Genomic DNA, 18,950 nt, shown 5'->3' with positions numbered 1-18,950 from the left:
TCAGTCTGTAGAGCGACCATAAGACCAGAACAGAGTAAATCTGTTAAGGCAGGTGCGAAAAATCCTTCGGGAAAGAAGCAGAAACCCAAATCGTGAGGTTTGGGAATCGCCGTCCGTTTTACGGCGGCGAGGATGTCAATTAGACAAGGCAATAAAAGAAATACTGCCGACATTTTCCAAGGCGCCACCCAGATTCGAACTGGGGGTAAAGGTTTTGCAGACCTCTGCCTTACCACTTGGCGATGGCGCCGATCAGTCATTATTCATCTTAGCACAATAGATGACAGTTTGCCAAGAGTGGAACCCAAGAGTTAAGCGATCAATCTATGATCTATGCAACCCTTTTCTAATCTAGTGAGGGATTTTAGGCTTTAAAAAGCGATTATGATGAGAAATCCAAGATATTTACTAACTTTTATCGGTTTATTGGCTTTATCCTTGCCAGTAAAGGCTAATAATGCCGTTTACCTTAGCCAAAGTTCTAATACTGCCCCTACTTTCGACAGTTATCGTCAAGAATGTTTACAAAGAGCGCGTGGGGAGGGATTAGCTGCTGATGTAGCAAAGGACCTATGCGACTGCACGATTAAAAAATTCCAAGCTCGTTACAATCTACAGCAATTTCGCACCCTCGTGCAGAAGTCGAAAACTGATAAAGCTGCCGCTAGAACTTTAGCGAGTGTGGGAGAAGCTTGTTTTGATGAGATTTTGTACGAATAGCAGGGATAGGGATTTTTTTAGCTATGACAATAAAAGCTCTCCCTGCTACCCGCTCCGGCACTCATAGACAGTCTTAACGAGTAATTTAAATAGTCAACAGCTTATTTATGTCAACGCTCCCGATGGCACAAAAATCGCATTATTGGAGTATCAAGACGATTATCAATGGCGATAATTTCTGTCTCAAATTCTTTAGGAATGCCTCCCAATCATTAATAAGTTCATGCGTATTATACTAAATCCTGTTTTAAAAGTATAGGAGGGTAGGGAGTGGGGAATTAGGTAAGTAAGGAGTGGGTTTTTAAAGTTCGATTGGCAGTTAATCGCACTATTAAAAAACGATTTTGTATTATTATCTAAATTCTTGGAGCTTGTTGCTGTATAATTCTGATGACTGCCACCGCTTTTCATATGAACTATGCCCATTCCCGATTTTCAATCGATTATGTTGCCGCTATTAAAAATACTTGCAGATGGCAAAGTTTATAAATATCGAGAAATTTTTGAAGCCTTGGTCAGAGAGTTTCAAGTCACGGAAGCGGAAAGAAAAGAAATGCTTCCCAGTGGACAACAAGAAATTTTTGCTAATCGAGTCGGTTGGGCAAAAACCTATTTAAAGAAAGCGGGATTAATTGACTCACCCCAAAGGGCAACTTTTGTAATTTCTGAGAAAGGAAAAGAAATCTTATCTCAAAATCTAGACCATATCGATACAAAATTTCTCAGGCAATTTCCTGAGTTTCAAGAATTTACTAGAGTCAATAAGCAAAATGAAACTATTACTCTTGAAAGCAATTTATCAACTTCTGATCAAGAACAAAACCCCGAGGAATTACTAGAAAACTCCTATCAAGAAATTCGTCAAGCATTAGCGACAGACTTACTTTCTATTCTGCGAAAATTATCCCCAGATGCTTTTGAAAAATTAGTAGTAGAATTACTGGTAAAAATGGGTTATGGTGGCTCGATTAGAGATGCCGGTAAAGCGGTAGGTAAGAGCGGTGATCAAGGGATTGATGGAATAATAAAAGAAGATAGACTCGGTTTAGATATAATCTATATTCAAGCCAAAAGATGGGCTGATAATAATGCCGTTGGTCGTCCAGAAATCCAGAAATTTGTCGGGGCATTAGCAGGACAAGGAGCCAAAAAAGGTATTTTTATCACTACTTCCTATTTTACCCAAGAGGCTTTAGAATATGCCCCCAGAAATGAGATAAAAATAGTGCTGATTGATGGGGAAGAATTAGGTCAATTGATGATCGATTATAACTTAGGTGTATCGACCCAAAAAATCTATGAAATCAAGAGAATTGATCATGATTATTTTGGGGATGAATGAGAGAGAGAGGGAGACAAGGGTTACAGAAAACGACGATGGCGTTAAAATAGATGGAAAAAATAGAGGATAAAAACTATGGACGGGATGACCTTTTTTCAGAAAAGTGCGGGACAGTGGAAATCTCAGCGCACCACCCATCATTTACCCTTTCGACGCTCAGAAACCGGCGATTCCGAGATTTATGTGGAAGCTTTAAGCGCCGATAACCCGAAAATTATCGCTATCTGTGAAATGCACGAAGTGGATCCCGCTAAGACTGTGGGGGGTGCCTTTGTCAGTTGGGATGGTTCCATGCAGTGGGACAAAGAAGACGAAAATCATCAAGGAACCACCGTTTTTGCGCTAATTCCCGATGAAGATAATCCCCAAGCGGGTGTTCTGTTGCGGGAGCGAGGTTATGCGGAAATCGTTCCCGTGGCGGGCCGTTATCACATTGATGAACAGGAAGGTTTAGTCTTAATTACAGAATACGAAACAATGACCTCGATCGAGCGTTTTTGGTTTGCCGATGCCGATTTACGTCTCCGCACTAGCACAGTTCAACGTTTTGGCGGTTTTAATACGGCCACTTTTTGTGCTGAATCCCGCAATCAGTCATCGGAGTCAGTCTCTGGTGATTCCCCCGAACCTTCATCCTATTCGATTAGTGGCTGGTAAATTTAGGAGACAGGGAGATGGGGAAATGGGGAAATGGGGAAATGGGGAAATGGGGAAATGGGGAAATGGGGAAATTCAACTAATACCCCAACACCCCCCGCAACGCGCACGCAGTGACCACCCCAACACCCCAACACCCTAAAACCCCAACCCCCAACACCCCGGATGGTAAACGAGTTTTCTTAACAATTGTAAGAATTTTTAATATTTCTTTTCTAGTTGACACCTACTCCCTTATCATTAGGAGGAAAGTTTTTTAAGCATTTCTAAGGATACGGAGGTTTACCCTTGGCCATTCCTCTTTTAAATTACGCCCCCAAGTCCCAAAACGTGCGGGTAGCTGGTTATGATGTCGGTGGAGACGAAAAACCGAGAGTTTACACGACGGAAAATGTCCTCTCCCCTACCGACCTGGACGATTTAATCGAAGCCGCTTACCGTCAGATTTTCTTCCATGCCTTTAAATGGGATCGGGAACCCTTCCTCGAGTCCCAATTACGCAATGGACAATTATCAGTGCGGGATTTCATTCGTGGTTTGCTGTTATCGAAAACCTTCTATAACAGCTTCTACGAGAAAAACAGCAACTATCGCTTTGTCGAACAGGTAGTACAAAGAGTTCTCGGTCGCGATGTCTATAGCGAAAGAGAAAAAATTGCTTGGTCGATTGTCGTTGCCACCAAAGGTATTCAAGGTTTTGTCGATCAACTTCTCAACAGTGACGAGTATCTGCAAAGCTTTGGTTATGATACCGTTCCCTACCAACGTCGTCGCACCCTGGCCAGCCGCGAAATCGGTGAACGTCCATTCAACATCACCTCGCCTCGCTACGATGGCTACTATCGTGGTATTTTGGGCTTCCCCCAAATCGTTTGGCAGAATGCTGTCCGTCGCTATGTTCCCCAAGAGCAAAAACCCAAAGCTGGCGATCCTTCCAGCTTCTTGGCTATGGCCCGGGGTCTCGGTAGCGCCAAAGGCAATCCTGTACCAAGAGTCTCCGCTATGAATATTAACATCGAGGCTTCTGTACCCCGTCGTTAATTTTTAGCTAAACCTACCGGGGAGAGTCCCTAATTGGCAGAATGACCCCCGAACCATAATCAGGTTATTTTGTGAATTGGTGGCTCTCCCTATGGGGTTGCTCCTGAGATAATCCCCCCACCGAGAACGATTTCCCCTTCATAAATCACGGCTGCTTGGCCCGGGGTGATGCTAAATTGTGGTTGATCAAAAACCAGCTTCACTTGCTCATTTTCTAGGGGAATAACATTGACGGGAACGGCCGGAGAACGATAACGTACCTGTACTTGAGCGCGGATAGGGGTGGTGGGTTCAGCAATAGAAACCCAGTTCATCCGTCCGACAAGACAAGCGGCACTAACGGCACTTTCGCGATTACCGACGATAACCCGATTCATGACGGGATCGAGTTTGACCACATAGAGGGGTTCGGCGGCGGCGATGCCGATGCCTTTGCGTTGTCCGATCGTATAATGATGGATACCGCTATGTTTACCCAAAACTTTGCCATCGAGATCGACGATATCGCCCTCACTAACAGCGATATACTTATCCAAGAACGATCGCATAGTTCCGTGAGCTTCAATCAAGCATAAATCCTGACTATCGGGTTTATCTGCCGTTTTTAAGCCGAATTCCTGGGCAATCCTGCGGGTTTCTGCCTTGGTTTGTTCGCCCAAGGGAAATAAAGTCCCACGCAGTACATCTTGAGTTAGATCATAGAGAAAATAGGATTGATCTTTATTTTTATCGACGGCACGCAGCAGTTGATAACGGTTATTTTCAGAAGAAAAACGAATTCTAGCGTAGTGACCGGTGGCAATAGTGTCCGTTTCTAGGGTTTCCCTAGCATAATGCAGCATCGGGCTAAATTTTACCGCTTTATTGCACTGAGAACAGGGCAGCGGTGTGATTCCCGCTTCGTAACCGGAAACTAGATAATCAATAATTTCTTTTTGGAAAAGCTCGCGACTATCGACGATATGATGGGGAACCCCCAACTGCTCACAAATAAAGGCCGCATCTACCATTCCCTCGGAGCAGCATTGACCTTTACCCTTCATTAACCACAGGGTCAGTCCAATAACATCATAACCTTGAGCGTGTAAGGCGGCAGCGGCAACAGAGCTATCTACTCCCCCCGATAGACCGACAACAACTTTTCCCATAAATCTTGTAATGATTTTTAACCAATATACTTTCTAGACTAGCATCTCCTCCTTTAAAATTTGGACATGGTGTACCCAAATCTCGTGTGAGGACAAGCTAGTATGATGAGAACAAACCTACTGTTTTTCTCGGGCCTATTTTGGTTAAAAGTCGGGATAATCGCCCAAGGAACGCTGCTGCTAAAAGCAGACTTATCTTTTGCCCAGAATGTTTATCCTAGTCGTCGTTTGCCCCCACCACCAGCGGTGAGACAACCAACTAAACGTTCAGACAGTCCCAGTGGTGCTAATTGTTCCCAATGTTCACCCTTAAATTTGCCCCCGGTTAATTCTCCATCAGTTCGCCCCCCGGTGACTGCCCCAGTTTCCGGTAATCAACCCCTCAGAGAATACGTTTTTCAAGCCCCCGCTACCGTGCGTCCTGCCAATGCTACGGTGATTAATAATCATAATCCTCAAACTGTCAATCCACCAGCCCCCACACCGCAAAATCGCGCCAATAAACCCCCTTCTCCTCCACCACAGCAGCGGGTTATTGCGACTAATCAACTCTTTCGCGTTGAAGTTCAGAGTAATAGTGCAGCAGCGTTGGCGAAAATTAGAGAAATTGAACCCCTCGCATTTATCCGCGCGGGAGAAAATGTTATTCAAGTGGGGTTATTTCAGCAACAATACCAAGCTAAACAACGGGTACAAGAGTTGACTAAACAGGGTTTTAGCGCTCAGATTATTACCCTCAATAATTAGGGTTTACTGAAAAAGTCTGTTGGTGGGGTGTAGGGTGTAGGGTTTTATTCTCCCCCCGTTCACTCCAATGGCTGACACTTTTTGATAGCAAAAAAGTCTAAAAGTTTTGTCCAACAAGGTTTTTAGATTTATTCAGCAAACCCTAATTAGGCAATAAGTCTCTAGGATTTCAGCTAATCTCGATCGAATCTCTTGCCTCTCGTCCATCCTAACCAAGAAGTTAATTTTACCCTATTAACTCACCGTTCGTTCATTTCTCGGCTCTTCTAGGTTCTGTGTGATAAGTTTTACTTACAATATGATCGATCAATCTTTGTGTCCTTTGTGTCTTTGTGGTTCGTTCCACCCCCTCGCTAGGACGAAGGTATCTTAGAATACATTTTACCCACCAAACCCAAGAGAGCCATTTCTCGAACCGAAAATTTGGTAAATTGTCTCAAATGCAGTCTAGCAAACGCATTGATTGTTCTACTCGGATATTTTTTAGTACAAAAAGACCACTTTGAGGTTAACGAATTGATTAGGGTTTGAGCGAACCCATTGGCGATTGCACTTTCGGCACTGTTCTACTTACCTTAAAGTTGGCAAAACTACCCGCGCAAAGGGGAAGTAAAATTGTTAGATAACCCGATGTGCAACTAAAAACTACAGAATCAAGGTTCCCGAGGATGCTTTATCTGTGCTGATTTCTGAGAGCCTTGTAAATCAAGACTAAAAATATAGTTGAACACGGGATTAGACAGGGAAAAGAGGAGGGGCAATGGGCTAAAGTGGTTTAGCCTATCCTGTTCCCAAAAAACCGAAGAAAATATGGAGATTTTGGATGACGACGATTTACTTTGCTACAAACCGCAACCTAGTTACCTCAAATGATTTAGAGGCGGGTTTTGACTTCGGGAGTACCTTTAGTCAGGATGGACTGGCTAACTTGCGTTTTGGAAAAGCCGAGGTAACGGGTGAGAACTTTTCTCAGTATCAAATCCAAGTTGCCCCAGAAAATCTGCTGGGTGATCCGCCCGTTTTGGGCAGTCAGGCGATCGCCCTGCAAGTCCGCAAACAGATGATCGAGAATGCCAAAGATACGCTGATCTTCATTCACGGCTTCAACGTTTCATTTCGGAGCGCTCTAACGGCTGCAGCTCAACTGCACCAAGTGTTGACTGCCAGAGACCCTGGCGATACCGAGCCTCCCCTCAAATTGAATATATGTTTGTTTTCCTGGCCTTCAGACGGTGCGCTTCTGTTTTCCGATCCGAGAGCCGCCAATGCGATCGCTTACAAGAATGATCGCCTGGATGCTGCCGCTTCTGGGGCGGCATTTGCCCGCGGCTTCCTCAAAGTTGCCGATTTCATTAATCAGACTGAGGCGCGGTGCCAACAGAGACTTCATCTCACTGCCCACAGCATGGGCAATTATGTATTGCGTCATGCTTTACAGGAATTGAGAAGACAAGTAGGCAACCAACTGCCCAGACTGTTCGATCAGGTTCTGATGATGGCAGCTGATGAGGATGATGATGCTTTCGATCTTGACTACAAATTGTTTTCTCTGCCCCGCATCACGCGCCGGACAAGTGTCTATTTCAACCGCAACGACCTCGCTCTCTGGGCCAGTGATAAGCTTAAAGGCAATACCGCCCGTCTGGGGACAGACGGTCCACTCCAGCCTCGACAACTTCCTCGCAATGTCTATCCGATCGATTGTACCCGCGTGGTATCTAGTTTTACAGATCCTTCAGAGCATGGCTATTATCTGAATGTCCCCCGGGTTGTCAGGGATATGCGTCTAGTGCTACGCAATCAAATTCCCCCCGATGAAATTCCAGGTCGGAAATACGTCGCTGAAACTAATCGCTATCGACTCCTAGAATGAGTCAGGTTTAATTTACTGCCCTAAAATGCAAACGCCTATCACAAAGGTTTTAAAGTGATTGGGAGATTTGACTTTATCTTAGCGTCAGCAGAAGTCCCATACTCCGCAGTCTAAGTGTCACAACTCATTGTTCGCTTAATTTTTTAAGGGAAGGGTTTTAAAATTGCTGTTACCTTTATACTGTATGCTTTTTAGCGAATAAGGTAGGTAGAACAGTGTCGAGAGTGCGATCTCCAATTGGCTCGCTCAAACCCCAATCAATTCGTTAACCTCAAAATGGTCTTTTTGTACTAACAAATATCTGAGTAGAACAATCAATGCGTTTGCCAGACTGCACTTAAGACAATTTACCAAATTTTCGGTTCGAGAAATGAGCGAACGGTGAGTAATTACTTAGCACACAGAGTTAATTTTGTCAAGCAAAATTTTGACCGCATCGATCATCACATCCGGTTGATCCATCCAGACAAAATGACTACTTTTATCCGCTTGTATTTCCATAAAATCTCCAGATAACTTGCCTAATTCTAGGTGCATCTCCTCCCGGAGTTGGTTGGCACTTTTGAGGGGAATAAAGCGAGTCCAAAGGGAAGGTTTAAAAAAAGAATTAGCTTTAATACTAACTATCGGTAAATTACCGAAATTGTTAGCCTCACTTACCTGACGAGCGCTTTGGTCGAGATTAAGCATTTCTCTACTCATCGTCATCCAGTGTTTAGCGCGACAGAAAGAACGCTTAACTCGATCACAAGAATCTGGGGAAAAGCGACGTAATTCTGGTTTTAATAATTCAAAAACTCCCAGAACTCTCAGAACTCGAATAATGCCTAAAATTGAGCCGATAATCGACATCAAAAATCCAGAGATGAAAAATAATTTTAATGCCTTTAATGCTGGCGACATTTTCAGCATTCTTTTCTCGTGTAAACCATCGGTGAGTACCAAACCTACTACTTTTTCTGGGAACAGATGAGCATATAGTCGAACATTATAACTGCCAAAAGAATCACCAACTAAAATATAAGGCGGTTCTATTTGTGCTTGGGTGAGTAATTGATCTAATTCCTGAACAATTTGGTAGCTAGTCCGGGGATATGGACTAGAATCGCTCCAACCATAACCCGCTCGATCATAAATACAAACCCTAGCTAATTGTGACAATTCTTCTATCAAAAAATATCCCTCAATTCCCCCTAAACTATGGTCAATAATAATAGTGGGACTAGCCTCTCCCACTAGACAAAAATGTAGGCGATATTTACCCAGATTAACCAAATTACCCGGAGGTGCTTTTTGTTCTTCTAACAAAACAGATAACGTCTGATAAACTGTCGTCGCTACTAGGATAATTACCCGAATTGATAAAGACATAACTAGACCTCTTGTAAAAATAAAAAATTCTCGTGGTTGCTGGACAATTAAGAATGAATAATCATCAATTATACTAAATCCGTTGAGTAACGCACAGAAAACGGGTTTCTCCGAGAAACCCGTTTTCTACTCATGCACTCATGCAAAAAGGGGAATAAATAATCAGTCTTTAATAACCAGATTTAGTATTAAATGGTCGATTTAGCTGTGATTAAAAGAGAGCGCCAGCATTACAGGCAAAATATAATACAAACGAACGCTTGACACGATGATTTTGAGCCAAGGATTTCGGCTCTCCCCAGTTTGGCGGGTAAAATGTATTCTAAGATACAGTTTTGCGGGCGAGTGAGTGGAACGAACCACAGAGACACAAAGGACACAAAGATCGATCGCTACTATATAAGTTAAACTTATCACGCAAAGAATAAGAGAGCCGTATTTCTAGTCAATTAAGCATAAATACTTAAAATATCCTCAAATGCGAGCTGCTACGCAGTGCCTTCGGCATCGCATTTACCTAAGAAAAAGCGCTTAATAAGTTGTTAAATTTCGAGAACAACATTAGCAGTATGCTGAAAATTAGCGAAAACCATTAAGATCATAGACCGAGTTTAATCTTATGCTAGAGAAAATACTATACGCTGATTCCGGCGCAGGTCAAACCCAAGAAATGCTACAAGCATTGATGGATCTCCCGGCTATCCGGAAAGCGTCGATTACCATTCTCCGGGTTGTTCCCCCTCAGATTACCACCGAAGCCCTGGCCAGTAAATGGGAGGAAGGAACCCAAATGCTGACTAAAATCCTGCAAGAAGTCAAAATTGAACCCAGCAAAGTCTCCACGATTCTGCGGCAAGGGGATCCCAAAGATACCGTCTGTCAAGTTGCCGACGAAATCGGGGCCGATTTGATCCTGATGGGTTCCCGAGGACTGAAGCGACTGGAGGCAATTCTAGAAAATTCCGTCAGTCAATACGTCTTTCAACTGACTAATCACCCTATGTTGTTGGTAAAAGACGATATTTACGTCAAAAAAATCAAAAAGGTGATGGTAGCTCTCGATAAGTCTAGTTCGGCTGATTTAGCTCTCGATCTGGCTATTTATCTCCTGCGGGATTATCCTTCAGCAGAGTTAATTTTGGCCCGCGTCAACCCCGACTTAAAACCGGAATTTGCCCCCACTTCCCCCAAAGAAATGGAAGAAAACCCGATTTTAGGGCCAGCAGTAGCAAAAGTGAAACGGATGAATATACCCCATCGCTGCGTGGTGACGGGGGGTAAACCGGGGGAACAACTGTGCAAACTCGTCGATGATTATAATGTGGATCTCTTACTGTTGGGGTCGCCCGATCGCCGTCCTTCCGTGGCTAAGAGTTTACCAGATCTCGATCGCCTTCTCGGTACTTCCCTCTCGGATTATGTGCGGGTTAATGTCAATTGTCCCGTCCTTTTAGCTAGAAAAGAAGGGATTTAGCCCCTATTGGGTGTAGGCAGGTAAGTCTTGACTCATTTGATTTAAGTTGCTGGCAATGGCTTTCATCGTCATAAAGGCTGAGCTAAAGGCGATTAGCTCATTTAAGGGATAACTTCGACTCTCAACCCGCAAGCTCAGTAATTGCTTCTCAAGGGATTCAATTTCTTGGATGAGCAATCCTAACTTTGGTGGGTTGAGAATTACCTGGGCAGCGATCGCAGCTTGTTGTGCGATCGCTAAAATCATCAGCCATTTTTACTTTTTTGGTGAGGACGGTGGGCAGGCGTTTGTGACCTTTTGCCCGTAAATATGCACCGATATTTTCCAGTTCAATTTTAAGAACTTCTCGATAAAGAAAGAGGATGGCGTTGAGGGCTTGGTTTTGGGTAGCGACGGCAACGTTTTTATCAACGGCAAGATGGCTCAAAAAGGACTTGATCTCTTCTTTTCCCATCTCACGGGGATGTTTTTCCTGATGGAAGAGCAGATAACGCTTAATCCAGTCCAGATATGTTTGTTCGGTGCGGTAGGAGTAATGCGGTAGGGCGGATCGTCTCTCGCACTACGTCTAGGAGTTTTCGGGGTGGGGGAGGGTTCATAAAAGAGTACGCTAATCGGCATAACACGCTTATCGTAATATTATACGGAAAACTTCTTGCGATCACTCCATTTGAGCGTAATATACGGAAAGATTCTTAAAAAAATGTGTATTTAGCGTGATATACAGAAAATTTCCGCATAATATATAGTTATACGGCAGGACTTGTAAAATTTCCGATGGCTGTAGAAAAGAGATCTGGAGGAGGCACTCACGGAAAAGAATAGCTAAAATGTTGAGCAAAACACCTATTTACGAGAAAACCTAGAATGTGGCAGCCAGATTTAGACTCTCAGCAGAACCTTGCTCAAAAAATTGCAAAGTGGAAAGCTGGGCTGGCAGATCTGGGGCGACGGAATCCTCTCATTAAGTTTCGGCAGGATAGTCCTCGATCGCTAGAAATTCTGACAGAACAGCCAGGAATTCTCTTCAAGCACATAACTGAAGATAGACAGGTGCTGTATTTTCAAGCGGACAGTGACGTTCAAGCGATTGTCCAGCCCAGACAGGCTAGTACAACGGCAGCAAGAAATCCTGTTGGATTGAGAACTCGCCAACAAGGTAATGAGCAATTAAAAAGGCTCAAGAAATTACGCAGTGAAGCGCGACTTTCATTGGAAGAAAAGGGCGTAAATAGTCTATTTTTGGCATTTGGAACACTGACTTGGTATGACAAAGATAAACCAGATGAAGCTTTGACATCTCCGCTTATCCTGGTTCCTATAGAGTTGACTAAAGAGCCAAGACGAGATGTGTATAAGATCTCTATTTTGGAAGAAGATATTGTCCTTAATCCAACTCTGTTACTAAAGTTAAAGCAAACCTTTGGAATTGAGCTTCCAGAAGGAGAAGCGATCCAAGAAATGGCTTACAGTGAATTAATTAGCCAGATTCGTAAGCTCTTGACAGAACAAAAGACCTGGGAAATCAAAGAAAACGTATTTCTATCACTATTTTCTTATGCCAAAGCTGCAATAGTTCGGGACATTATTGAAAATGAAACCCGGATTTTTGCTCATCCAATTTTGCAAGCAATTACTGGCAACCTCAGTGCCTACCAAGCAAATTACAAAGAGCCTCTACCTGCATCAGCTTTAGATTCACAAGTTAAGCCTGAACGAATATTTCAAATTCTTGATGCCGATTCTAGCCAACAAGTCGTAATTGAGGCGGCAAAGGATGGTTCTAGCTTTTTCGTTCAAGGTCCACCAGGAACAGGTAAGAGTCAAACTATCGTCAATATGATCGCTGAACTGATTGGCACTGGAAAATCAGTTTTGTTGGTCGCAGAGAAGGATACTGCACTTCGAGTAGTTTATCAGCGCATGGTTGAGTGTGGTTTAAATCATATGTGCTTGAACCTTCACCATAGTGGCACTACCGATAAGCGGAAACTTGTAGAAGATTTATCAAAAACCATTAAGTATATTGAACATATTGCCCAAAATTCTGACAGGGAACATCATAGTAACTTTTTTGCTCAACTAGTATCGACTCGCCAATCTATTAGCTCATATCTTGCAAGTTTGCACGCTAAGGAAAAGCCTCTGGATAAATCATCCTTTGAGTTATTTAGTGAACTTTTGCGAAAGAAGAGAGAGAGGGTTCCAGATCTTAACGTTATATTTCCTAATTTCAATCAATGGTCTTTTGATCGACTACAGCAAGCAAAGAATTTACTGAATCAGCTAGCTCAGTTTCTACTATTTTTCAATGGAGGGAAGACAACAATTTGGGCAAGAAGCTCTCTTAATTCTTACTCATTTGAGCTTGAATTAGAATTGAGAGAAAAAATCGAAGAGTTTCAGCAAGCAATAGTTTTAAGTAAAAATATTAATCGACAGCTTCAATCAACTTTTCAAGTCGATGCTTTGTCGGATTTAGAGTCTACAGAGACTTGCTATGCTGCCTTGTCTCATGTATTAAAGGCTCCAATAGAGCTACCGGAAAATTGGACTAGAACAGATATTTCAATTGCACAAAACGCTTTTGCCAAATTGAAAGCTGATGTTCAGGTGATTGAAAATTTTGAACCCCACTTAAAACAAAGATACTCTTCTGAGTTATTTTCTCCAGAGCTACCTCGATTGTCTGAAAGATATCAGAAGTATAGTCGCTTTTGGTTTATTCGGATCTTTAATCCTAGCTACTGGCGCGATCGTAGATATCTAAAGAAGTTGCGTATTACCAAGAATTCACTTTCTCACAATGAATTGAAACGTGATTTAGCACAGGCTGTACAGGTTCAATATGTAAGAAATCAATTCGGCCAAAGTAACTATCTTGCTCATCAAGTTTTTGAATCTTTATTTGACCCACAGATCTCTCAACAATCAGAATTACAGACTATCGAACAAGCTTTAAGCTGGCTGATTGGGTTACAGCAATATACTCTTCCTGCTGATTGTGTTCAAAATGTTGTAAGTTCTTCCTCCCGACGGCGTGAACTTGCCCAATTCATTCAGCAACTTGAATCGAACCGCGATCAAATTCGGAAGGGCTTAGATTTTCTACTATCACATTTTGATGAAAATGATGTTGCCGATTGCAACTCATCTTCTCATACAATCCCCTTTGATAACTTGAAAACGTTTTTGGATGTAGCTCAGTCTGAGCTGCCTTACTTCCAAGAATGGTTAACTTACAGAGAAACTTGTGAAAAACTCGAAAATCTGGGCTGTAAGAAGTTTTTAGATGCTTTGCGTAGCAGCAGACTGGACTCTGAGCTTTGGTTCCCAGTTCTAGAAAAGCTGATTTACCAAACTTGTCTTGATTCAATTCTTGCTCGAAAACCTGAGTTGAAGAACTTTAGACTTGAGGTACATGAACGTCAAATCAGGGAGTTTGCTAGACTTGACTACGATCAGTTGGATGTTGCTAGAGAACGCTTGAAACGCCTTCATGCAGAGAACTGGCAGAGCTTTGAGAGAACTTCAATTGCTCAATCTGAGTTGCCGAGGTTGAAAAAAGAAGCAACTAAGAAAAGACAACATTTACCGATCCGCAAACTTCTTAATGATAAACAAAAGGGAATTCAAAATATAGCTAAAACTCTAAAGCCTTGCTGGATGATGAGTCCATTATCGGTTAGTCAATATATTGATCCGAATGTGATTCATTTTGACGTTCTCATTTTTGATGAAGCTTCTCAACTTCGGACTGAAGATGTTGTTTCTTCGATTATCCGATCTGATCAGGTCATTGTGATTGGTGATAGAAAACAACTTCCGCCCACGTCATTTTTCTCAACGGGTGACAATGAGGAAGACATAGATGATGAAAACGATGCGAGCTATGAAAGTATCTTAGATGAATGTTCAAACTTTATGTTTGGGCGTACACTGAAGTGGCACTATCGTAGCCAAGATGAGCGATTAATCGCCTTCTCAAATCTTCATTTTTATGACTCTCAATTAGTTACATTTCCCAATCCTATTCAAAATCCGGATTTGGGAGTGTGGTTTGAGCACGTTCCCGATGGCGTTTACGATCGTGGCGGACGTAGAGATAACCAACGTGAGGCAGCAATCGTTGCTCAGTTAGTGTTAAAGCATGTCCAACAGTCTTCTAATCAGTCTCTTGGAATCATTGCGTTTAGCGAAGCTCAAGCTGATGCTATTCAGGAGCAGATAGAGATTTTGGGAGGAAATTACCCTAACTTGGAAGATTTTTGCCGTGATAACTCGCCTCAATTTTTTCTCAAAGCATTGGAGAATGTGCAGGGTGATGAGCGAGATGTAATTTTACTAAGCGTTGGATATGCCCGTGATCCTCAAGGCAAACTATCTCTGAATTTTGGTCCACTCAATAAGAAAGGTGGAGAACGACGACTGAATGTGGCTGTCACACGAGCCAAGAGCAAAATCACTCTAGTTTCTTCTATACTTGCTGGTGATATTGATATAACACGCACCCAAAGTGAAGGCGTAAGATTGTTACGTGACTATTTAGAATATGCAGCAAGTGGTGGTGAACGCCTACAAGGTAACTCGTACACTGATAGTCTTCACTTTGATTCACCATTTGAAGAAGATGTATATCACACTATAAGACAGCATTCGTTGCTACAAGAATATATAATCCGTACTCAAGTTGGATGTTCAGGATATCGAATTGATTTAGCCATTGCTCATAACAGTCGTCCAGGAGAATTTTTATTGGGGATTGAGTGCGACGGCGCATCATATCATAGTTCGTCTACAGCAAGAGATCGAGATCGTCTAAGACAACAAGTGCTTGAAAGACTAGGTTGGCGTATTCATCGAATTTGGTCAACAGAATGGTTTCGTAATAAACCGGAGCAAATCCGTTTATTGATAGAAAGAATCAATAAACTCCGATAAATTATGTAGTCGATATTGTCGTGTTTAGCTGCGTCAACTATGCCGTATAACAACCCTGTTGGAGCGGACTGAAAAGAGATCTTGGAGGTGATGCAAAAGTTACTGGCAGCCGCTCAACAGGAACGTTATGCTGCAACACTTGACAGGAAAACTAGTCAGCAAGACTCCTTTAAAAAATAGCTTATGTCAAAGACAGACCCAGCCAAAAAATTCATAGAAAAACTTGGACAGCAGAATTCAGATTATACAAGTCCTGAATCAGCACAAAATTTAGCTAATTCTCTTGAGTCTTTATCGACAGATATTTATACTGATAGTCAAAGATTTATTTATGAATTACTTCAGAATGCGGATGATGCAAGTAGTACCTATGGAAGTCTTGAACTAGCTATTAAAATTGTAGATCAATATTTAGTAGTTTCACATAATGGCGAACCCTTTACACAAGTAGATATTGAATCCGTTTGTAGTGTTGGGGATGGGAACAAAAGAGGTGATGCAAATAAAACTGGATTTAAAGGGATTGGATTTAAGTCTGTTTTTTCGCATTCTGATTTAGTAATCATCAATTCTGGAAACTATTGTTTTAAGTTTGACAAAGAACACTGGGGTGGTTACTGGAAGGATAATTGGGGAGTAAAAGAAGATTGGGAAGCTGAAAGAGTAAGGAAACAAAAGCAGAAAAACATTAAAATGCCTTGGCAGATTATTCCAATATGGACTGATTTACCGCAAGAATTAATCACTACAAAAAGTTTCAATGTATCTACAATTATTAGATACCAAGACACCGAAAAACTTCAAAAAGATCTATTTGAATTATTTTCTAATACACAAATATTGCTTTTTCTGAGAAGCAAGCAAATAAAAATCACCATTTCTAAAAACTCATTGACTTTTGCAATAGAGAAAATCACACAGAATGGTGTGGTTATTCTTAAAAAGTGCGATCGCCTCGCCCGTAGTTGGGTTGACGCAAGGAAACCCAACATCAATCAACTCATAACAGAGTGCGATCGTCGATCTTGTAGGGTGCGTTAATCAAATGTAACGGTGCGATCTACGTCATTCTACTATAGTAAAAGGATTTTATTGCTATGCTAGAGATTAAGTGTCAGCAGTTATCATAGATAGGCGGTTCATATCGTGGACATTGTAATTGAGTCAACGAGCGGATTTGAAAAGTATCTTGACCAACTGGGCAAAGACGACAAAGCTATAACAGTCAAAAAAATCAATGATTGTGCCAGTCTATTCCCAACTCAAAAAAAGCACGTTTATCGTAAGCTTCATCGCTTCCCTCTGTTATCAGGACTAAATGGATATGAATCTTCTCTGTACACGTTGAAGGTTTCGCAAAAGCTAAGGGTGATTTTAGCGATCGACGAAGATCCTATTTTTGGACAAGTTATATTTACCCTTTTTCGAGTAGTGAAGTGTGATGACCTTGCCAAAACATATCAAAGCATTGCAAAGTCTCTGTACCAAGAAATATCCCATCATCATGATCGAGAAATAGCTCAACTCTCATAATTTTTTTATGGTACAAACTCCGCCGATTCAAAAATGAAACGCATCAGGTACAATCAGCTAATATCGCTGCCCTGGACTGGAGCGACTACAATAGAAGGGTAACCCTAGCTTCACGAGAGTGTTTCCTTACATATGGTTTCATCAAAATTAATCTCGACATTAAGAGAACTGAGCCGCTCAGACAAGTTTTACATTATGCAGTTTCTGATCTCTGAGCTAGCCCAGCAGGAACCCGAGCTAATTAAGCCTGAACAAGCTTATCCAGTATGGTCTCCCTATGGCGCGGATGAGGCTGCGGATACAATGTTAGAAGCGCTACAGGCTACCAAAGCTCAAAACCATGCCTGACACCGAGCGGTATCCATTTCTTGCTGGCGATGCCACTTTAGGTGAAGCCAGTTTTCGCCCCTACTTGCCATTCACCCTGGTTCATCAACAGGTTTCTATTGCAGCATCCGGACTGCTGGACACTGGTGCAAGTGTTAATGTGCTGCCGTATTCAATAGGGGTCGAGCTTGGGTACAATTGGGAACGACAAACAACAGCACTGAGTTTGACAGGAAATTTGGCTCAGTACGAGGCGCGTGTCGTGCTTGCCCAAGCCGTCGTTGGGCAGTTTGAGCCTATTCAACTGGTTTTTGCTTGGACACAGGCTACAAATGTTCCGCTCATTCTGGGGCAGGTGAATTTTTTTATGGAGTTCGATGTTTGTTTCTACCGTTCACAGCTAGAGTTTGCAGTTAGCCCAAAATCTGCTGCCACAGAGTAGCTCGTTGTCTTTGCCAGACACCTAACTTCACCGTTCGCCAACCAGCCATGATTCTTCGCATCTTTCGTGTCGAGATTGATCCATCAACCCGTTCCGCTTTTGAGGCCGGGTTTAGATCCCTGTCCGTCGACGCAGTCACGCGAGCGCCCGGCAATCTTTCGTGCGAGATTGGGATGCCTACTCGATGGGCGCCCAACACGTATTCCATGATCACCCGATGGCGCGACGAAGATGCTTTGGTCGCCTTCGCAGGGCCGGAATGGAACACACCAGTGATTCCCGCCGGTATGGAGGCTTTCGGAAGAAAGCTGTCCGTAGAGCACTACCGGATTGACGATTCTCCCATCGGCGAACAACGCAATGCAGCGGACTCGCGATAGAATCCGGTGGTGTGGTTCGCGTAAGGTCGCGAGCCGCTGATCGCAATAGTTAGACAGAGAAGGTAGTTTTTATGATTAGTAAACTTTTGAGTGTTTCTATACTGGCTACATTTCTTGTAGCAGTCGCATCATCGACTCCTGTTCGAGCCAAGCCAAAAACTTATAGATGCGAAAGTTATAAAACAACAGATGGACAATGGCGATATCGTATTTCTCCTTCACTTGAGGGGAGTTTTATCAGTAGATCACTTTGTTTTATTCCAGTTTCCCAAAAAAAGTGTAAATATGATGACAATCTTGGGCATGGCTGGCGTGAATGCGGTAATTGTAAAACAAGTCCAGCAGATCCATTCAATTTTTGTCTGGGAGAAGGCTACGGTGAAATCGTTGAGGCTCCTGGCGGAGATCGTTATCGTGCCTTTCGGACAGGAACTACTATTGTTTTAGATTAGAACAATTGGAAGATTACCTGTTGGAATTGGCTCGCCTGTAGATTGGATTATTCAAAAAGTGCGATCGCCGATCTTGTAGGGTGCGTTAATGAAATGTAACGCACCTTATCTAACCCCAGTTCGGGTTGGGCAGCGGGGGGTAAAGCCCGTTCCATCTTCAAGGAGGGTTTTTTCGGCTGGTGACAGTAAGCAATCAAACCACCCTTGTTGGAAGCGGATAATTTCGATCGTGCATCGCGATCGTTGAAAACAGACATCAAATTCTCGAAAAAAGTTCGTTTGCCCAAGAATTAAGGGTATCTGAGAGGTTTTTGCCCAAGCAAAGGCTAGACGAACAGGTTCCAAATTCCCAATTTGAACATATACTTTAGACGTTCATAATCTGAGATTTATTAAACTTCTGAAATCGTAGAGTCAGCAAAGAATCCAGTTCTTTTTTATGTTTCAGATGGGCATCATTCAGACATTCATAAATAGCTGAAGAAAAGTCAGAAAAGTTCTC

17 protein-coding genes, 1 tRNA gene and 1 pseudogene are annotated in these 18,950 nt (G+C 42.6%); 13 read left to right on the top strand and 6 right to left on the bottom strand.

What is annotated here, in order from left to right; all coding sequences use genetic code 11:
• Positions 1–179: 179 nt before the first annotated feature.
• Positions 180–250, bottom strand: a tRNA-Cys gene (locus IM515_RS16960).
• 134 nt (positions 251–384) lie between these two features.
• Here IM515_RS16960 and IM515_RS16955 point away from each other — a divergent pair.
• The 4 genes from IM515_RS16955 to IM515_RS16940 all read left to right on the top strand — a co-directional run bounded on the left by IM515_RS16955 (position 385) and on the right by IM515_RS16940 (position 3,760).
• Entirely contained in the window at positions 385–720 is a 336-nt protein-coding gene (locus tag IM515_RS16955) for a hypothetical protein (protein WP_002788751.1), read from the top strand.
• A gap of 418 nt (positions 721–1,138) precedes the next feature.
• Positions 1,139–2,062: a restriction endonuclease gene (locus IM515_RS16950; protein ID WP_072924466.1), complete on the top strand. Its 924-nt coding sequence runs from the start codon at positions 1,139–1,141 to the stop codon at positions 2,060–2,062.
• Positions 2,063–2,137: 75 nt separating this feature from the next.
• Complete coding sequence (locus IM515_RS16945) at positions 2,138–2,719, top strand: phycobiliprotein lyase (protein WP_287630674.1); 582 nt, start codon at positions 2,138–2,140, stop codon at positions 2,717–2,719.
• Positions 2,720–3,007: 288 nt separating this feature from the next.
• The gene (locus IM515_RS16940; protein ID WP_002803412.1) at positions 3,008–3,760 is read left to right on the top strand and encodes a phycobilisome rod-core linker polypeptide; all 753 of its coding nucleotides are present in this window, start codon (positions 3,008–3,010) and stop codon (positions 3,758–3,760) included.
• A gap of 89 nt (positions 3,761–3,849) precedes the next feature.
• On the opposite strand, the gene mnmA is transcribed toward IM515_RS16940, so the two are convergent.
• On the bottom strand, positions 3,850–4,908 hold the full coding sequence (mnmA, locus tag IM515_RS16935) for a tRNA 2-thiouridine(34) synthase MnmA (RefSeq protein WP_287630672.1): 1,059 nt from the start codon (positions 4,906–4,908) through the stop codon (positions 3,850–3,852).
• Positions 4,909–5,010: 102 nt separating this feature from the next.
• Between mnmA and IM515_RS16930 the strand changes: the two genes are divergently transcribed.
• Together IM515_RS16930 and IM515_RS16925 are read left to right on the top strand one after the other, a co-directional pair.
• Positions 5,011–5,655, top strand: a complete 645-nt coding sequence (locus IM515_RS16930; protein WP_287630670.1) for a hypothetical protein — start codon at positions 5,011–5,013, stop codon at positions 5,653–5,655.
• 823 nt (positions 5,656–6,478) lie between these two features.
• Complete coding sequence (locus tag IM515_RS16925) at positions 6,479–7,528, top strand: alpha/beta hydrolase (protein ID WP_002770039.1); 1,050 nt, start codon at positions 6,479–6,481, stop codon at positions 7,526–7,528.
• Between the two features lie 393 nt (positions 7,529–7,921).
• Here IM515_RS16925 and IM515_RS16920 read toward each other — a convergent pair whose 3' ends face one another.
• Positions 7,922–8,899, bottom strand: a complete 978-nt coding sequence (locus IM515_RS16920; protein WP_287630667.1) for an alpha/beta fold hydrolase — start codon at positions 8,897–8,899, stop codon at positions 7,922–7,924.
• Positions 8,900–9,518: 619 nt separating this feature from the next.
• On the opposite strand from IM515_RS16920, the gene IM515_RS16915 reads away from it, so the two are divergent.
• Positions 9,519–10,373, top strand: coding sequence for a universal stress protein (locus tag IM515_RS16915; protein WP_002770041.1), 855 nt, complete (start codon positions 9,519–9,521; stop codon positions 10,371–10,373).
• Positions 10,374–10,530: 157 nt separating this feature from the next.
• Here IM515_RS16915 and IM515_RS16910 read toward each other — a convergent pair whose 3' ends face one another.
• Positions 10,531–10,860, bottom strand: coding sequence for a site-specific integrase (locus IM515_RS16910; RefSeq protein ID WP_287630677.1), 330 nt, complete (start codon positions 10,858–10,860; stop codon positions 10,531–10,533).
• A 380-nt stretch (positions 10,861–11,240) separates the two neighbouring features.
• Between IM515_RS16910 and IM515_RS16905 the strand changes: the two genes are divergently transcribed.
• From IM515_RS16905 to IM515_RS16885, 6 genes are all read left to right on the top strand, one after another.
• The gene (locus IM515_RS16905) at positions 11,241–15,314 is read left to right on the top strand and encodes a DUF4011 domain-containing protein (protein WP_190357126.1); all 4,074 of its coding nucleotides are present in this window, start codon (positions 11,241–11,243) and stop codon (positions 15,312–15,314) included.
• Between the two features lie 183 nt (positions 15,315–15,497).
• Positions 15,498–16,355 carry a sacsin N-terminal ATP-binding-like domain-containing protein gene (locus IM515_RS16900; protein ID WP_287630664.1) on the top strand — a complete coding sequence of 286 codons (858 nt, stop codon included), beginning with the start codon at positions 15,498–15,500 and terminating at the stop codon, positions 16,353–16,355.
• A 105-nt stretch (positions 16,356–16,460) separates the two neighbouring features.
• On the top strand, positions 16,461–16,847 hold the full coding sequence (locus tag IM515_RS16895) for a hypothetical protein (protein WP_036403435.1): 387 nt from the start codon (positions 16,461–16,463) through the stop codon (positions 16,845–16,847).
• Between the two features lie 340 nt (positions 16,848–17,187).
• A complete protein-coding gene (locus IM515_RS16890; protein ID WP_287630661.1) occupies positions 17,188–17,616 on the top strand; it encodes an aspartyl protease family protein in 429 nt (142 codons plus the stop codon).
• A gap of 47 nt (positions 17,617–17,663) precedes the next feature.
• Positions 17,664–17,996, top strand: coding sequence for an antibiotic biosynthesis monooxygenase family protein (locus IM515_RS25965; protein ID WP_002798459.1), 333 nt, complete (start codon positions 17,664–17,666; stop codon positions 17,994–17,996).
• Positions 17,997–18,067: 71 nt separating this feature from the next.
• Entirely contained in the window at positions 18,068–18,448 is a 381-nt protein-coding gene (locus IM515_RS16885) for a hypothetical protein (RefSeq protein WP_287630660.1), read from the top strand.
• A gap of 47 nt (positions 18,449–18,495) precedes the next feature.
• Here IM515_RS16885 and IM515_RS16880 read toward each other — a convergent pair whose 3' ends face one another.
• Both IM515_RS16880 and IM515_RS16875 read right to left on the bottom strand, forming a co-directional pair.
• Positions 18,496–18,705, bottom strand: coding sequence for a hypothetical protein (locus tag IM515_RS16880; protein ID WP_287630659.1), 210 nt, complete (start codon positions 18,703–18,705; stop codon positions 18,496–18,498).
• 110 nt (positions 18,706–18,815) lie between these two features.
• Positions 18,816–18,950, bottom strand: a pseudogene (locus tag IM515_RS16875) (IS630 family transposase); the annotation flags it as partial.

Source organism: Microcystis sp. M44BS1, from assembly GCF_020244875.1.
Classification (GTDB): Bacteria; Cyanobacteriota; Cyanobacteriia; order Cyanobacteriales; family Microcystaceae; genus Microcystis; species Microcystis panniformis.
Note: the sequence above shows the minus strand (reverse complement) of the source record. Positions and strands in the feature narration are given on the sequence as shown.

Excerpts from the sequence above, each read along its gene's own strand:
- IM515_RS25965 (WP_002798459.1), top strand. The coding sequence starts at position 17,664 with ATGATTCTTCGCATCTTTCGTGTCGAGATTGATCCATCAACCCGTTCC.
- IM515_RS16885 (WP_287630660.1), top strand. The coding sequence starts at position 18,068 with ATGATTAGTAAACTTTTGAGTGTTTCTATACTGGCTACATTTCTTGTA.
- IM515_RS16925 (WP_002770039.1), top strand. The coding sequence starts at position 6,479 with ATGACGACGATTTACTTTGCTACAAACCGCAACCTAGTTACCTCAAAT.
- IM515_RS16920 (WP_287630667.1), bottom strand. The coding sequence starts at position 8,899 with ATGTCTTTATCAATTCGGGTAATTATCCTAGTAGCGACGACAGTTTAT.
- IM515_RS16955 (WP_002788751.1), top strand. The coding sequence starts at position 385 with ATGATGAGAAATCCAAGATATTTACTAACTTTTATCGGTTTATTGGCT.
- IM515_RS16945 (WP_287630674.1), top strand. The coding sequence starts at position 2,138 with ATGGACGGGATGACCTTTTTTCAGAAAAGTGCGGGACAGTGGAAATCT.
- IM515_RS16890 (WP_287630661.1), top strand. The coding sequence starts at position 17,188 with ATGCCTGACACCGAGCGGTATCCATTTCTTGCTGGCGATGCCACTTTA.
- IM515_RS16915 (WP_002770041.1), top strand. The coding sequence starts at position 9,519 with ATGCTAGAGAAAATACTATACGCTGATTCCGGCGCAGGTCAAACCCAA.
- IM515_RS16930 (WP_287630670.1), top strand. The coding sequence starts at position 5,011 with ATGATGAGAACAAACCTACTGTTTTTCTCGGGCCTATTTTGGTTAAAA.
- mnmA (WP_287630672.1), bottom strand. The coding sequence starts at position 4,908 with ATGGGAAAAGTTGTTGTCGGTCTATCGGGGGGAGTAGATAGCTCTGTT.
- IM515_RS16880 (WP_287630659.1), bottom strand. The coding sequence starts at position 18,705 with ATGTCTGTTTTCAACGATCGCGATGCACGATCGAAATTATCCGCTTCC.
- IM515_RS16950 (WP_072924466.1), top strand. The coding sequence starts at position 1,139 with ATGCCCATTCCCGATTTTCAATCGATTATGTTGCCGCTATTAAAAATA.
- IM515_RS16905 (WP_190357126.1), top strand. The coding sequence starts at position 11,241 with ATGTGGCAGCCAGATTTAGACTCTCAGCAGAACCTTGCTCAAAAAATT.
- IM515_RS16900 (WP_287630664.1), top strand. The coding sequence starts at position 15,498 with ATGTCAAAGACAGACCCAGCCAAAAAATTCATAGAAAAACTTGGACAG.